Source organism: Phocaeicola plebeius (genome assembly GCF_003437535.1).
In the GTDB taxonomy this organism is placed as follows: domain Bacteria; phylum Bacteroidota; class Bacteroidia; order Bacteroidales; family Bacteroidaceae; genus Phocaeicola; species Phocaeicola plebeius_A.
The window spans coordinates 20489-35070 of record NZ_QSQT01000032.1; the positions used below are offsets into that span (position 1 = coordinate 20489).

General features: G+C 42.9%; 12 protein-coding genes and 3 tRNA genes. 2 read left to right on the forward strand and 13 right to left on the reverse strand.

Annotated features, from left to right (window positions below):
• Positions 1 to 37 precede the first annotated feature (37 nt).
• The 4 genes from DXD04_RS13920 to rpsU form a co-directional block, all read right to left on the reverse strand.
• Positions 38 to 111: transfer RNA gene (locus DXD04_RS13920), tRNA-Thr, on the reverse strand.
• A gap of 93 nt (positions 112 to 204) precedes the next feature.
• Positions 205 to 504, reverse strand: coding sequence for a ribosome hibernation-promoting factor, HPF/YfiA family (hpf, locus tag DXD04_RS13925; RefSeq protein WP_040313419.1), 300 nt, complete (start codon positions 502 to 504; stop codon positions 205 to 207).
• A gap of 16 nt (positions 505 to 520) precedes the next feature.
• Complete coding sequence (locus tag DXD04_RS13930; RefSeq protein ID WP_117673821.1) at positions 521 to 1402, reverse strand: tyrosine-type recombinase/integrase; 882 nt, start codon at positions 1400 to 1402, stop codon at positions 521 to 523.
• A 73-nt stretch (positions 1403 to 1475) separates the two neighbouring features.
• Positions 1476 to 1667, reverse strand: coding sequence for a 30S ribosomal protein S21 (rpsU, locus tag DXD04_RS13935; protein ID WP_007564149.1), 192 nt, complete (start codon positions 1665 to 1667; stop codon positions 1476 to 1478).
• 202 nt (positions 1668 to 1869) lie between these two features.
• On the opposite strand from rpsU, the gene DXD04_RS13940 reads away from it, so the two are divergent.
• Positions 1870 to 3648: an aminopeptidase P family protein gene (locus tag DXD04_RS13940; RefSeq protein WP_117673822.1), complete on the forward strand. Its 1779-nt coding sequence runs from the start codon at positions 1870 to 1872 to the stop codon at positions 3646 to 3648.
• A 79-nt stretch (positions 3649 to 3727) separates the two neighbouring features.
• On the opposite strand, the gene DXD04_RS13945 is transcribed toward DXD04_RS13940, so the two are convergent.
• From DXD04_RS13945 to DXD04_RS13985, 9 genes are all read right to left on the reverse strand, one after another.
• Positions 3728 to 4948, reverse strand: a complete 1221-nt coding sequence (locus tag DXD04_RS13945) for an aminotransferase class V-fold PLP-dependent enzyme (RefSeq protein ID WP_117673823.1) — start codon at positions 4946 to 4948, stop codon at positions 3728 to 3730.
• 21 nt (positions 4949 to 4969) lie between these two features.
• Positions 4970 to 6313, reverse strand: a complete 1344-nt coding sequence (sufD, locus tag DXD04_RS13950; protein ID WP_117673831.1) for a Fe-S cluster assembly protein SufD — start codon at positions 6311 to 6313, stop codon at positions 4970 to 4972.
• Positions 6314 to 6315: 2 nt separating this feature from the next.
• Positions 6316 to 7068, reverse strand: a complete 753-nt coding sequence (sufC, locus tag DXD04_RS13955; RefSeq protein WP_007564139.1) for a Fe-S cluster assembly ATPase SufC — start codon at positions 7066 to 7068, stop codon at positions 6316 to 6318.
• Positions 7069 to 7087: 19 nt separating this feature from the next.
• A complete protein-coding gene (sufB, locus tag DXD04_RS13960; RefSeq protein WP_117673824.1) occupies positions 7088 to 8539 on the reverse strand; it encodes a Fe-S cluster assembly protein SufB in 1452 nt (483 codons plus the stop codon).
• Between the two features lies 1 nt (position 8540).
• On the reverse strand, positions 8541 to 9059 hold the full coding sequence (locus tag DXD04_RS13965; RefSeq protein ID WP_117673825.1) for a CvpA family protein: 519 nt from the start codon (positions 9057 to 9059) through the stop codon (positions 8541 to 8543).
• A gap of 134 nt (positions 9060 to 9193) precedes the next feature.
• Positions 9194 to 12112, reverse strand: a complete 2919-nt coding sequence (infB, locus tag DXD04_RS13970) for a translation initiation factor IF-2 (RefSeq protein ID WP_117673826.1) — start codon at positions 12110 to 12112, stop codon at positions 9194 to 9196.
• A gap of 102 nt (positions 12113 to 12214) precedes the next feature.
• A complete protein-coding gene (nusA, locus tag DXD04_RS13975) occupies positions 12215 to 13474 on the reverse strand; it encodes a transcription termination factor NusA (protein WP_117673827.1) in 1260 nt (419 codons plus the stop codon).
• Positions 13475 to 13476: 2 nt separating this feature from the next.
• Complete coding sequence (gene rimP / locus DXD04_RS13980; protein WP_117673828.1) at positions 13477 to 13941, reverse strand: ribosome assembly cofactor RimP; 465 nt, start codon at positions 13939 to 13941, stop codon at positions 13477 to 13479.
• Positions 13942 to 14115: 174 nt separating this feature from the next.
• Positions 14116 to 14188, reverse strand: a tRNA-Pro gene (locus DXD04_RS13985).
• A gap of 163 nt (positions 14189 to 14351) precedes the next feature.
• On the opposite strand from DXD04_RS13985, the gene DXD04_RS13990 reads away from it, so the two are divergent.
• Positions 14352 to 14424 (forward strand) — tRNA-Phe (locus DXD04_RS13990).
• Positions 14425 to 14582 lie beyond the last annotated feature (158 nt).

The window sequence follows — 14582 nt, forward strand, 5'->3', positions numbered from 1 at the left end:
AACTTTTTTTAGAATCAGATTAAGATCTTTCTTCTTGAGCCTCTTGTCGGATTCGAACCAACGACCCCGAGATTACAAATCACGTGCTCTGGCCAACTGAGCTAAAGAGGCAAAATCAAACTTTGCAGCCTCGTCATTTTCCATAACTTAGCGGCTGCAAAGTTAGATATTATTTTTTAATCACAAAACTTTTACGCAACTTTTTTATTTACCTTGAAGTTTTTCTTTTGCCTTCAACAGTTGCTTAGACAGTGCCTCCATGCACACATCTATCGATTCTTCGAATGTATCACTTATTTTTTCCGCATAAAACTCTGAATTCAGCGCCAGCACGCGCACCCCTGCTTCTTTATTCATTGCAGTTTCAGGTTTTACAACTTTCAAAGACACCTCTACTTTCATTATATTATCGCAAAACTTCTCGAGCTTCTCAGCTTTTTTCTGGATAAAAGCTTCCAGTTTGTCAGATGCATCGAAATGAATGGATTGAATTCTTACTTCCATAAATACCTCCTTTTCTTTACGCTCTAGGATGAGCTTGTTCATAAACTTGTTTTAACTCCTCAAAAGTTGTATGAGTATAGACTTCTGTCGTCGTCAAGCTTTCATGCCCCAGCAATTCTTTTACCGCCTCCAGCTCTGCCTGATGGTTTAACATAGATGTAGCAAAAGTATGCCGCAACACATGAGGGCTTTTCTTCTTCAGCGTCACAACCTTTGAAAGGTATCGCTTCACAATATAGTTCACAGATGAAGGAGAAAGCCTTACCCCACCCTTTCGAATAAAGAAAGCTTCACATTCACCCGAATAAAAACGAGTTCTTTCCTGTAGATACACACTCAAAGCCTCTTGCAGTCTATCTCCAAAAGGAATTAAGCGCTGTTTATTTCTCTTTCCCGTTACTTTTATCACCAATGCCGAAAAATCAACATCTCCATCCCTCAAAGCAATCAATTCAGCACGCCGCATGCCCGTAGAATAAAACACCTCAAGCATAGTCTTATCACGCACCCCCTCAAAAGTTTGCGGAAATTCGAAACCATCAAGAAGTTGACTCATTGCCTCATCTCTTACAAAAACCGGCAAAGGCTTCTTTTTTTTCGGACCGACAACTTTTGCCACCGGATCCACCGCCACCAACTTCTGACGTAGCAAATAATGATAAAAAGAGCGAAGCGAACTAAGCTTCCTATTTACCGTTGTTTCAGCGCGACCTTCATCCATTAATGAGAGTACCCATCCACGAACCACATCCGCATCCACGCTGGTAAACTCAAGTTCTACATCCACACCCTTAAAGTATGCTTCAAACTCATCCAGATCTATCCCGTAACTAAGAATTGTCTTTTCGGAATAATTCCGTTCAAGAAGCAAATACTTCAGAAAAGAATCTTTCAACATAGAAACATCGCTTTTATTCTCAGCAACGAATTTATGAAAAAGAATTCAATAATTCAAGAGTTTTGCAGAATTATTAATCTTCGTTCTGCTGCATTTTCTGAACGTAAATAGCACGTTCCATTTTAAGTCTCTTCAAAACAGACGGTTTGTCATACTGCTGTCTGCTTCTCAGTTCTTTTACAACACCTGTTTTTTCAAATTTTCTTTTGAATTTCTTCAGCGCTTTTTCAATGTTTTCGCCTTCTTTTACTGGTACTACAATCATGTTTTTAAAATTAAGTATGTTGTTATTAAATTATTTCGCAGTCAATTTGCGGCGCAAAATTACACATACTTTCTTTATTTACAAAACTTTCCGAAAGATTTTATTCAAAAAATCAACTTCAGACAAAATCAAGCCTCCCCTTTCTATACCATTTATTATTTTTGTCATGTTAGTTTAGAATCTTCTTAAATTCATTTACATCATGAACCGTATATCTGATAGAATTGAAGCCTTACGCAGATTTATGCAGACCAAAGGCATATCTGCATTTATCGTACCCAGTACCGACCCTCATTCTGGAGAATATGTACCTGCTCATTGGGAGTCTCGGAAATGGATTTCCGGATTCACCGGTTCGGCCGGTACAGCTGTAATCACCATGTCACAAGGAGGATTATGGACCGACTCCCGTTATTTTTTACAAGCAGAAGAACAACTTCAAGGAAGCGGACTAATTTTATTCAAAGACCGGCTTCCGGAAACTCCTTCCATTGCCGACTGGTTAGGGAGCATATTGAAACCTGGAGAAAAAGTCGGTATTGACGGGTGGGTAAACAGCACATCCGAAGCCCTACAATTACAAAAAGCACTTGAAAAATACCATTTAGAGCTGGTTAATGTAGAAGACCCATTCCATTTATTATGGAGAGACCGCCCCTCACTGCCTCTGAACCCTCCATTCATTTTGCCATTGGAATACAGCGGAGAGGCATGTAATCAAAAAATCAGTCGGATACAAGCTATTCTTAAAGAAAATCAAGTCAATGGCATCTTAATTTCCGCCTTGGATGAAATAGCCTGGACTTTAAACTTAAGAGGCACTGACGTACATTGCAATCCGGTATTCGTTTCCTATCTTTTCATCACCTCTACTTCAAGTACATTGTACATCCAGCCGGATAAACTAACAGATGAGGTACGTCGCTATTTAGAAACAAACCACGTTTCTATTAAAGACTATACACAAATAGCCCAAGAACTGGAGGAACATAAAGAAGGCTGCTTACAGCTACCCAGTTCAACCAATTATACCCTTTATCAGGCTGCCAGCAAAAGCAGTCAGGTAAAGTTACTCGAATCTCCGGTATTATATTTGAAATCTATCAAAAACGCTACAGAAATAGCCGGATTCAAACAAGCCATGACACGCGATGGAGTGGCTATGGTTCGTTTCCTTTACTGGTTAGAAAACGCTGTAAAAAGCGGGACAGAAACAGAATTATCCATTGACCAGAAGCTATACGAATTCCGCTCTGCACAAGAAAACTTCCAAGGTATCAGCTTTGATACCATAGCCGGTTACCAGGAACATGGCGCAATTGTACATTACGAAGCAACTGAAGAAACTGCAGCAACCCTGAAACCAGAAGGCTTTCTCCTTCTTGACAGTGGAGGACAATATCTCGATGGAACAACCGACATCACTCGTACCATCGCATTAGGGCACGTCACAGAAGAGCAGAAGAAAGATTATACCCTTATCTTAAAAGGGTTTATACAGCTCTCCATGGCTCACTTCCCGTATGGCACCTGTGGCACTCAGCTCGACGTATTGGCACGACAGTTTATATGGAAAGAAGGTATGAACTACGGACATGGTACAGGACATGGCGTCGGACATTTTCTGAATGTGCACGAAGGACCTCATCAGTTCCGCATGAACCACATGCCTGCTCTTCTCCTTCCTGGCATGACGGTCACCAATGAGCCAGGAGTATACAAAGCCGGGGAATATGGTGTACGCACAGAAAACACCATGCTGATTGTAGACGACCAGACGACTGACTTTGGCGAATTCTATAAATTTGAAGCATTGACTCTATGCCCTATCGATCTCAAACCAATTCTACCTGATTTACTCAGTCCGGAAGAAAAGGCATGGTTAAACGATTATCACCAGAAAGTGTATACCACACTTAACCCATACCTCAGCGAGGAAGAAAAGAACTGGTTGAAAGAAGCGACAAAGGCCATCCACTAACCAGTCTATAAACAAAAATCTCCCGGTCAGTATTCTCTGTATGAAAATCCTGACCGGGAATTTTTTTAATCACTTTTATTTAAGCAAACATTCTACTTACTCGAAGCACGCCTTCCACCAGCGCATCTATTTCTTCTTTCGTATTATACAATCCCAAAGAAGCACGTACTGTACCCTCAATGCCCAAACGGTGCATCAAAGGTTCCGCACAATGATGTCCGGTACGAACAGCTATACCTAAGCGGTCAAGCAAGGTCCCCATATCAAAATGGTGTATATCCCCTACCAAGAAAGAAATGACTCCTCCTTTCTGCTCCGCTTCACCCAAAATCCTCATTCCCGGGATTTCTTTTAAACGGTTCATGGCATACTGAGTCAGGTCATGTTCGTAGGCAAAAATGTTATCCATTCCTATTGCTGAAACATAATCTAACGCTTTTGCCAATGCTGTAGATCCGATGTAATCGGGAGTGCCGGCCTCAAACTTAAAAGGAAGTTCATTAAATGTCGTCTTTTCAAAAGAGACATTCTTGATCATCTCCCCTCCTCCCTGATAAGGGGGCAGTTTTTCCAGCCAAGCTTCCTTTCCATACAATACACCGATACCCGTAGGGCCGTACACTTTGTGACCACTGAACACATAAAAGTCAGCATCCAAATCATGTACATCCACCTTCATGTGTGGAATGCTCTGCGCCCCATCTACCAGTACCGGAACACCTTGCGAATGTGCAAAAGCAATCATATCCTTTACCGGATTGATTGTTCCCAACACATTGGATACATGAGCCACAGAAACAAGCTTCGTCTTTTCCGAAAAAAGCTTTTTGTATTCATCCAACAAAAGCTCCCCCCGGTCGTTCATCGGAATTACTTTCAGCACGATTCCTTTCCGTGCTGCCTGAAGCTGCCAAGAAACAATATTACTGTGGTGCTCCATCACAGAAACAATAACCTCATCCCCTTCCTTCATCTGACTATCGGCAAATGAAGAAGCAACTAAGTTAATGCTCTCGGTCGTTCCACGAGTAAAAACGATTTCCGAAATACTGCGTGCATTAATAAACCGACGTACCGTCTCACGTGAAGCCTCATGCAAATTCGTTGCCTGCTGCGACAAGAAATGCACTCCACGGTGTACATTCGCATTGACCGAATAATACTCGTCTGTAATAGATTCCACCACGCAACGAGGCTTCTGAGTCGTAGCCCCGTTATCTAAATAAACCAGCGGTTTTCCATACACCGACCGCGCAAGAATCGGGAAGTCTTCTCTTATCTTATTGACATCGTATTGCATAAATTCTCTGTTAAAATATGACTATTTACAAATCGCACAGCCCTGGCATTTATTCAGTTCTCCACGGAAGCGTTTTTCTACCAGCAGATGCAAGCGATCTTTCAAGGCATCCATCCGGATATGGTCAATCACTTCGTTGACAAAAGCAAACATCAACAGCAAACGTGCTTCCTTCAGACTGATACCACGCTGCTGCATATAGAACAATGCATTTTCGTCCAACTGCCCTACTGTAGCTCCATGAGAACACTTCACATCATCTGCATAGATTTCCAGCTGTGGCTGAGTGTACATATGTGCTTCACGGGTCGCACACAGATTCCGGTTTGTCTGCTGAGAAGAGGTATGCTGTGCTCCTTCTCTCACAAGTACCTTTCCGGCAAAAGCTCCCACAGCCTGGTCGTCAAGCACATACTTAAACAATTCATTACTTGTGCAATCGGGTACTTTATGATCAATAAAAGTATGGTTATCCACCTGCTCATTCTGATCGGCAATGGCCATTCCGCACAAACTGATTTCTGCCCCCCGACCAGCCAATGTCACTTCTGTGGTATTACGAGTCGTTCCATTGTGCAGTGTCATCCCGTTCAACAACACATTACTGCCAGCCTCCTGATTCACATATAAGTTATTGAAACGTACCGTACTGTTATGAGTCTCTTCCAGTTCATACAAGTCGAATACAGCATTTTCTCCTGCAAAGACTTCCACCACCTGAGTAGAAAGGAAATTCACGTCGTCCATCGCATGGTCGCATACCAGCAACTTGGCCTGTGCACCATCCTCCAATATAATCAGGACACGACGGTTTACCATGAAATCCACATCCGCACGCAAGATATTCACCAACTGGATTGGACGTTCCAACACCACATTCTTCGGTACATACATGCACACACCGTCCTGTGCAAACATCGTATTAAATGCCGCCAGAGCATCCTTCGACGTATCAGCCAGCTTTCCGTAATATTTTCTGACCAAATCAGGGCGCTGTTCAGCCATATCCTTCAAGCTACCGAAGTAAACTCCCTCCGGCAACTGAGCAGAAGGATGCACATGCTTGTCAAACGTATCATTTACCACAAAATAAAGTGAGGTACTCATATTGGGCACATCACACTTGAACACTTCATACGGATTAACCGGAAATTCCAGGCGATTCAAGTTCAACCCATAATCCGGAGCAAAATACTTGCTCACCTCCGTATATTTATATTTTTCCTGCTTGCGAGTCGGGAAGCTCAGCTTCTCAAAATCAGCAAATGCCTTCGCACGGGGCGCATTCAGCACATCCGCACTTTGCCGACAAATAATAGCCTCGCACTGCGTGAAAAGATCAATATATTGCTGTTCTGCTTTCATGCTCATTCTCCCAGTTCTTTCTTAATCCAATCGTATCCTTTTTCTTCCAGTTCCAATGCCAGTTCCGGACCTGCAGTTTTCACGATACGGCCTTTATAAAGTACATGTACAATATCCGGTTTAATGTAATCCAGCAAACGCTGATAGTGCGTAATCACAATACAGCTCGTTTCCGGAGTTTTCAGTTTATTCACTCCTTCAGCCACAATACGCAACGCATCAATATCCAGTCCGGAGTCAGTTTCGTCCAAGATGCTCAGCTTCGGTTCCAGCATAGCCATCTGGAATATTTCATTACGCTTCTTCTCACCTCCAGAGAATCCCTCATTTACCGAACGGTTAGCCAACTTGCTGTCCAGCTCCACAATCTCTCTCTTTTGGCGCATCAGTTTCAAGAACTCACTGGCCGTCAAAGCTGGAAGTCCTTTGTACTTACGCTGTTCATTCACGGCCGCACGCATGAAGTTCACCATGCTCACTCCCGGAATTTCTACCGGATACTGGAATGACAGGAACAATCCTTCATGACTACGGTCTGCCGGACTCAAAGCCAATAAATCCTTTCCATCAAACGTTACGGTTCCTTTCGTCACCTCATAAGCTGGATGACCGACCAATACATTACTCAATGTACTCTTTCCCGAACCGTTAGGCCCCATAATCGCATGAACTTCTCCTGCCTTTACAGTCAGGTTAATACCTTTCAATATCTCTTTGCCATTAATGTTGGCATGTAAATTCTTTATCTCTAGCATAACAATCTATTTTTATCGTTTATCCTACACTGCCCTCCAACGACACAGACAGCAATTTCTGAGCCTCTACGGCAAACTCCATCGGAAGTTTGTTCAGAACCTCCTTTGCATACCCATTCACAATCAATCCTACGGCATCCTCAGTAGAGATACCACGCTGGTTGCAATAGAAAATCTGGTCTTCCGAAATCTTGGAAGTCGTAGCCTCATGTTCCACCACAGCCGTTTCATTGTGAATGTCCATATAAGGGAATGTATGCGCTCCGCAGTGGCTACCCAGCAACAGAGAATCACACTGACTGTAGTTTCTTGCATTATCTGCCTTTTCAGCCACACGCACCAGCCCGCGATAAGAGTTCTGACTCTTTCCGGCACTGATACCCTTACTTACGATAGTAGAACGAGTGTTTTTACCCAGATGAATCATCTTCGTACCAGTATCTGCCTGCTGATAATTATTGGTTACCGCTACAGAATAGAACTCTGCGGTAGAATTGTCTCCACTCAAAATACAGCTTGGATACTTCCATGTAATGGCCGAGCCAGTCTCTACCTGTGTCCAGGAAAGTTTACTGTCCACCCCTTTGCAGTTACCTCTTTTGGTTACAAAGTTATACACACCACCTTTACCTTCAGCATCACCAGGATACCAGTTCTGCACAGTAGAATATTTCACTTCCGCACGGTCAAGCACCACGATTTCCACAATTGCCGCGTGCAACTGGTTTTCATCACGCATCGGTGCCGTACATCCTTCCAGGTAAGAGACATAACTGTCATCATCTGCAACAATCAGCGTACGTTCAAACTGTCCGGTATTGGCCGCATTGATACGGAAGTACGTAGACAACTCCATCGGACAGCGAACCCCCTTCGGAATATACACAAACGAACCATCACTAAACACAGCCGAGTTCAATGCGGCAAAGAAATTATCACGATAGCCCACTACCGAACCTAAATACTTCTTCACCAAATCCGGATGTTCACGCACCGCTTCACTGATAGAGCAGAATATAATTCCCTTTTCCATCAGTATCTCCTTAAAAGTTGTCTTCACAGAGACGGAGTCCATAACCGCATCTACCGCCATACCGCTCAGCGCCATACGTTCTTCCAAAGGAATACCCAGCTTGTCAAAGGTTTTCAACAGTTCCGGATCCACTTCATCCAGACTCTTCGGCCCTTCTTTTTTCTTTGTCGGGTCTGCATAATATGAAATAGCCTGATAATCAATCTCCGGAATATTCAAATGTGCCCATGTAGGCATTTCCAGCGTTTGCCAATAGCGAAACGCCTTCAAACGGAACTCAAGCAACCAGTCGGGCTCACCTTTCTTTGAAGAAATCAGCCGCACGACATCCTCATTCAGTCCCTTCTCTATAATATCTGTGTGAACATCCGTAGTGAAGCCATATTTATACTTCGCCTGCGTCAGTTCCTTCACATATTTATTGGGTTCTATTTGCATATCAATTCTGAATATTATCTGTTTCTATAAATTTCTCTGTTACAGTTTTCACCACAGGATAAAAGAAAGCGGAAAAATCCTTTATCGGATAATATAACAACGAACTTCCCTTAGTGGTTGAATGTATTAAGTTATCTTTAGAGTCGGCAAAATCAATAAAATGGATGACCAGGCTGATTACAAGCGCATATTTTATCGCTCCAAGCACTGCCCCCAAAAGGCGGTTGATAAAACCTAATCCTGTCATATCCACGATTTTCGTCAAGGCAGAAGCCAAAAGAGACAACACCAAAGGTACTATCAAACCTATCAACAGAAAAGCCAGTATCTGCCCGAATGTCACAGAAGTACCTACCGCTACGGCCAATTGCTCACCTAAACCGGCAAACAAAGCACGTGCTACCAGCAGTCCGGCTATCAGCCCTACAACCGCTGCCAGTTGTTTGAAAAATCCTTTCATAAAACCAGAGACAGCTCCTAAAGCCAATAAGATGATAATCACCCAGTCTATTGTTGCCATTTATCCGAAATATATATTAAAAACAAAGCGAAGAACTTGTTCCCCTGTCTGATGGGTGAATACAAGAATCTTCGCTTTGCTCTGAATGACAAATGTATTTATTTGCACCCAAACAATGGTCAGACGTTACGTCCTTACAATGTCTGTTTTACTTCCACTTCTTCATACGTTTCAATCACGTCACCCACTTTCAAGTCGTTGCAGTTCGTCAAGCTGATACCACATTCAAAGTTAGTACCCACTTCTTTCACATCGTCCTTGAAGCGCTTCAATGCATTGATTGAACCCGTAAAGATTACGATACCGTCGCGAATCAAGCGAGCCTTGTCCGTACGTTTTACTTTTCCGGTCTTCACCATCGCACCGGCAACCATACCCACCTTGCTGATGTTGAACACTTCACGCACTTCGATTGTAGAGGTAACCTGTTCTTTCAATGTCGGAGCCAACATGCCTTCCATTGCCGACTTCACTTCTTCAATCGCATCGTAAATAATAGAATACTTACGAATATCCACACCTTCCTGTTCAGCAAGCTTAGCCGCATTTCCTGAAGGACGTACCTGGAAACCTACGATGATTGCATCCGATGCCGCAGCCAACGATACATCCGATTCTGAAATCTGTCCGACACCCTTATGGATTACATTCACCTGAATCTGTTCGGTAGACAACTTGATCAATGAGTCGCTCAAAGCTTCTACAGAACCATCCACGTCACCTTTCACAATCACATTCAATTCATGGAAGTCACCCAATGCCAGACGACGTCCCACTTCATCCAGTGTCAACATCTTCTGAGTACGCAAGCCCTGTTCACGAGCCAGCTGTTCACGCTTGTTGGCAATCTCACGTGCTTCCTGATCCGTATCAAACACATGGAATGTATCACCCGCAGCCGGCGCTCCGTTCAATCCTAAAATCAATACCGGTTCAGAAGGTCCAGCCTCTTTCAGGCGCTGGTTACGTTCGTTGAACATCGCCTTCACCTTACCGTATGAAGTTCCGGCCAACACAATATCCCCTACATGCAGTGTTCCATTAGAAACCAGCACCGTAGCCACATATCCACGTCCTTTATCCAAAGAAGATTCAATAATTGAACCGGTAGCCTTACGGTTCGGATTTGCTTTCAAATCCAACATTTCAGCTTCCAGCAATACCTTTTCAAGCAATTCAGGAACACCGGTACCTTTCTTGGCTGAAATATCCTGAGACTGGTATTTTCCACCCCATTCTTCCACCAGGAAGTTCATGGCAGCCAGCTCTTCCTTAATCTTATCCGGGTTTGCATTCGGTTTATCTACCTTATTGATAGCAAACACAATAGGTACCCCCGCAGCCATCGCATGGTTGATAGCTTCTTTTGTCTGCGGCATCACGTTGTCATCCGCAGCTACGATAATGATTACCACGTCAGTTACTTTCGCACCACGTGCACGCATAGCTGTAAATGCTTCGTGTCCCGGAGTATCCAGGAACGTAATGCGACGTCCATCCTCCAGTTTCACGTTATATGCACCAATGTGCTGTGTGATACCTCCGGCCTCACCCGCAATTACATTTGCTTTACGGATATAGTCCAGCAAAGAAGTCTTACCGTGGTCTACGTGACCCATCACGGTAACAATCGGTGCACGCGGTTGCAAATCTTCTTCCGCATCAGCCTCTTCCTCTACAGCCTGTGCAACTTCCGCACTTACATATTCTGTCTTGTAGCCAAATTCTTCTGCCACAAGGTTAATCGTTTCTGCATCCAGACGCTGGTTGATAGACACCATGATACCCACACTCATACAAGTTGAGATAACCTGAGTCACCGGAATATCCATCATGTTAGCCAGCTCATTTGCTGTTACAAATTCAGTCAGCTTCAATACCTTGCTTTCTTCCTGTTCCAGTTCCTCCTGTTCCAGCTGACGGTTCTGAATATTTTCACGTTTCTCCTTACGATACTTGGCAGCTTTATTCTTTCCTTTATTTGTCAGGCGGGCAAGTGTTTCTTTCACCTGTTTTGCTACATCTTCGTCGCTCACCTCCTGTTTTACCACCGGTTTCTTAAAGCGGTCCTTGTTATGTTTTCCGCCCTGTCCCTGGTTCTGGTTATTCTTTCCAGATTTCTCATTTCGTGAAGCTCCAGATGCGTTGGAGGTTGCATTAATATCAACCCGTTCCTTATTAATACGGTTGCGTTTTTTCTTTTTCGCAGCCTCATCACTCAGGCCACCCTTATCCGTCTTTTCATCACTCTTACGAATTTCCTTGATAATCGCATCTTTCATCTGCTTACGCTGTTCCTGACGCTGCTTATCCTTTTCCTCTCTTTCTTTCTTCTTCTCCTCTTTCGATTTTTTCTTCGGGCGGGTAGACTGGTTCAATGCAGCCAAATCAATCTGGCCTACTACATTAATCTTTGATTTAAATTCTGTCGGGCGAATTTTAAAAACTTCGTCTTCTTTATTTTCCTGAACAGATTGTTGCTTTTTTTCTTCTTCCATCGGCTCTGGTTTCAATTCTTCTGCCTTTATTTCCGGCTGTTTCGGTTCTTGTTTTTCTTCTACCTGAGGTTGTTGTACAGGAGCCTCTTCAGTTTTAACCTCCGTTTTTTCCACCTCAGCTTGTTTATTCTCAGGTTCTGGCTTAGCTGGCCCTTCCTGTACAACAGGCGTTTCAGCAGGCTCAACCACAGCCGGTTTTTTCTTTTTCTTCAGACCATCCAAGTCTATTTTACCTACAGGCTTGAATTTTGGTCGCACATCTTCTGGAACCACTGTTTCTATCACTTCCGGCTTTTTCAGTTCCGGATGAATATCCTCGATAGAAACAGAAGCCTTGTTACGCTCCTTATTCTGCCGTTCCTGAATAATTTTCTCAGACTCTATTTTCAAATCCTTGTCTTTGCTGAACTCTTTAACCAGTGCAGCATACTGTTCTTCAGTAATTTTGGTATTTGGATTCGCCTCGACCGTATATCCTTTTTTCTGCAAAAAGTCTACCACCGTGGTTATTCCAACATTCAAATCTCTTGTTACTTTATTCAATCTTATAGTCATAATTCATCACAATTTATAGAGTTCAGGAAAATATATCAGTCACAGATAAACAAGCAGACGAGAATGAATTGCTCATCCTCATCTGTTTATTGCAAGCAAGCGCTATTCCTCAAACTCTGCTTTTAAAATTCTCAGAATATCATCCACCGTATTTTCTTCCAAGTCTGCTTTTTCGATAAGCATCTCGCGCGGTGCGTTCAATACACCTTTAGCCGTATCAATTCCGATAGCCTTAATCGCGTTGATAACCCATTCATCAATTTCATCCTTGAATTCATCCAGGTAGATGTCTTCATCAGCTACAGCATCTTCACCCAATTCACGATATACATCAATAGTGTATTCTGTCAACATACTGGCCAGCTTAATATTCAAGCCACCTTTACCGATAGCCAATGATACTTCTTCCGGTTTCAAATATACCTCAGCTCTCTTTTCATCCTCATGCATGATGATAGACGAAACTTTTGCCGGGCTCAAGGCACGCTGAATAAACAACTGGATGTTAGATGTATAGTTAATCACATCAATGTTTTCATTACGCAATTCGCGTACGATACCATGAATACGAGAACCCTTCACACCCACACATGCACCTACCGGGTCAATGCGTTCATCATACGATTCTACTGCAATCTTCGCACGTTCTCCCGGAATACGGGCAATTTTCTTGATGGTAATCAGTCCGTCATTGATTTCTGGCACTTCCTGTTCAAATAAACGCTGCAAGAAGACCGGTGATGTACGACTCAAAATAATCTTCGGATTATTGTTCTTATTATCTACACGAGCTACTACGGCACGAGCAGTTTCTCCTTTCCGGTAGAAGTCACTCGGAATCTGTTCTGTCTTAGGCAACAGCAATTCATTACCTTCATCGTCCAGCAACAGGATTTCCTTTTTCCAAATCTGATAAACTTCCGCACTGATTACAGTACCTACTTTATCAATGTATTTATTATACAAGCTGTCTTTTTCCAACTCCAGAATCTTTGAAGCCAATGTCTGGCGGAGATTCAGAATTGCACGGCGGCCGAATTTTTCAAAAATCACCTCATCGGTCACTTCCTCTCCCACTTCATACGATGCATCAATCTTGCGTGCTTCCGACAATGCAATCTGCAGGTTCGGGTTAGTCAGCTCCTCATCCGCCACAACTTCACGGTTACGCCAGATTTCGAAATCCCCCTTGTCAGGATTTACAATCACATCATAGTTTTCATCTGTACCGAACATTTTTGCAATCACACTGCGGAACGACTCTTCCAACACGCTCACCATCGTGGTGCGATCAATGTTCTTCAATTCCTTAAATTCCGAGAATGTGTCAATCAAGCTGACAGTTTCTTCTTTTTTGGCCATAATTATTTAAAGCTAATTAAGTATTTGGTGTATTTTATCTCATCATAGGTAAAGGTTACATTCTGTTCCACCAGCTTCGGACGCTTGGCACCTTCCGGTTTTATTTTCACTTCTACCGTAACCGTAAAATTCTCTTCGTTGGCATCCGCCAGCACACCCGTCCATTTCTTTCCGGTTTTGTCCAGCACTTCTACTTCGCAACCTACATGTGCTACATACTGCTGCAAAACCTTAAATGGCTGACCGATTCCCGCAGAACCTACTTCCAGTTCGTAATCTTCTTCACGACTTAATTTTGACTCAATATAGCGGCTCAGTTCCACACAGTCGTCTATCCACACACCTTCTGCATGGTCTATTTCCACTACAATTTTGTCATCCGGACTCACATTTACATCAACCAGAAAATAACTTTTATCTTCCAGCCATTCCTCTACAATCCGAGCTACAACGTTTTTATCTATCATGTATTAACTATTAAGAACAAAAAAAGGAGCTAAATCGCCCCTCCACCTTTTCATCCAATCATTTGCAAAGATATAAATAATCTCATGCCACACAAAATAATGACAAAATTATTTATTACTGAGGAGTAGTATGAAAGAGCGGCAAATGATATAGAATCATCTGCCGCTCTTCTGTCGGAATGAGGCGACTCGAACGCCCGACCCCTACGTCCCGAACGTAGTGCGCTACCAACTGCGCTACATTCCGATTGCAACGTTTGTTTTTTCGTTTGCGCTGCAAAGGTAGACATATTTTCAATACTGACAAAAGAAAAACGAGTTTTTTTTCATAAAAAATATTTTTTCTCATTTTCATCTCATTTATTTTGGAGATTAAAGATTTTACTCTATCTTTGCAACCGCAAAACGATGGTGCCATAGCTCAGTTGGTAGAGCAAAGGACTGAAAATCCTTGTGTCCCCGGTTCGATTCCTGGTGGCACCACTTTTACAAAATGAAAAATCATGAAAACCGCTGAAATACAGTTATTTCAGCGGTTTTTTCTTTATGTACTGTCCGCAAAAATATGCAATTTGGTGCAATAAAAAATGGGTCAACGTAAAAACCTGAGGGATTTATTGTTTAGGCATAAATTTTAGTCA

What these genes read in the sequence shown, in the direction of transcription:
- hpf (WP_040313419.1), bottom strand. Translation starts at nt 504, where the DNA reads ATGGAAGTAAGAATTCAATCCATTCATTTCGATGCATCTGACAAACTG.
- DXD04_RS13930 (WP_117673821.1), bottom strand. Translation starts at nt 1,402, where the DNA reads ATGTTGAAAGATTCTTTTCTGAAGTATTTGCTTCTTGAACGGAATTAT.
- rpsU (WP_007564149.1), bottom strand. Translation starts at nt 1,667, where the DNA reads ATGATTGTAGTACCAGTAAAAGAAGGCGAAAACATTGAAAAAGCGCTG.
- DXD04_RS13940 (WP_117673822.1), top strand. Translation starts at nt 1,870, where the DNA reads ATGAACCGTATATCTGATAGAATTGAAGCCTTACGCAGATTTATGCAG.
- DXD04_RS13945 (WP_117673823.1), bottom strand. Translation starts at nt 4,948, where the DNA reads ATGCAATACGATGTCAATAAGATAAGAGAAGACTTCCCGATTCTTGCG.
- sufD (WP_117673831.1), bottom strand. Translation starts at nt 6,313, where the DNA reads ATGAAAGCAGAACAGCAATATATTGATCTTTTCACGCAGTGCGAGGCT.
- sufC (WP_007564139.1), bottom strand. Translation starts at nt 7,068, where the DNA reads ATGCTAGAGATAAAGAATTTACATGCCAACATTAATGGCAAAGAGATA.
- sufB (WP_117673824.1), bottom strand. Translation starts at nt 8,539, where the DNA reads ATGCAAATAGAACCCAATAAATATGTGAAGGAACTGACGCAGGCGAAG.
- DXD04_RS13965 (WP_117673825.1), bottom strand. Translation starts at nt 9,059, where the DNA reads ATGGCAACAATAGACTGGGTGATTATCATCTTATTGGCTTTAGGAGCT.
- infB (WP_117673826.1), bottom strand. Translation starts at nt 12,112, where the DNA reads ATGACTATAAGATTGAATAAAGTAACAAGAGATTTGAATGTTGGAATA.
- nusA (WP_117673827.1), bottom strand. Translation starts at nt 13,474, where the DNA reads ATGGCCAAAAAAGAAGAAACTGTCAGCTTGATTGACACATTCTCGGAA.
- rimP (WP_117673828.1), bottom strand. Translation starts at nt 13,941, where the DNA reads ATGATAGATAAAAACGTTGTAGCTCGGATTGTAGAGGAATGGCTGGAA.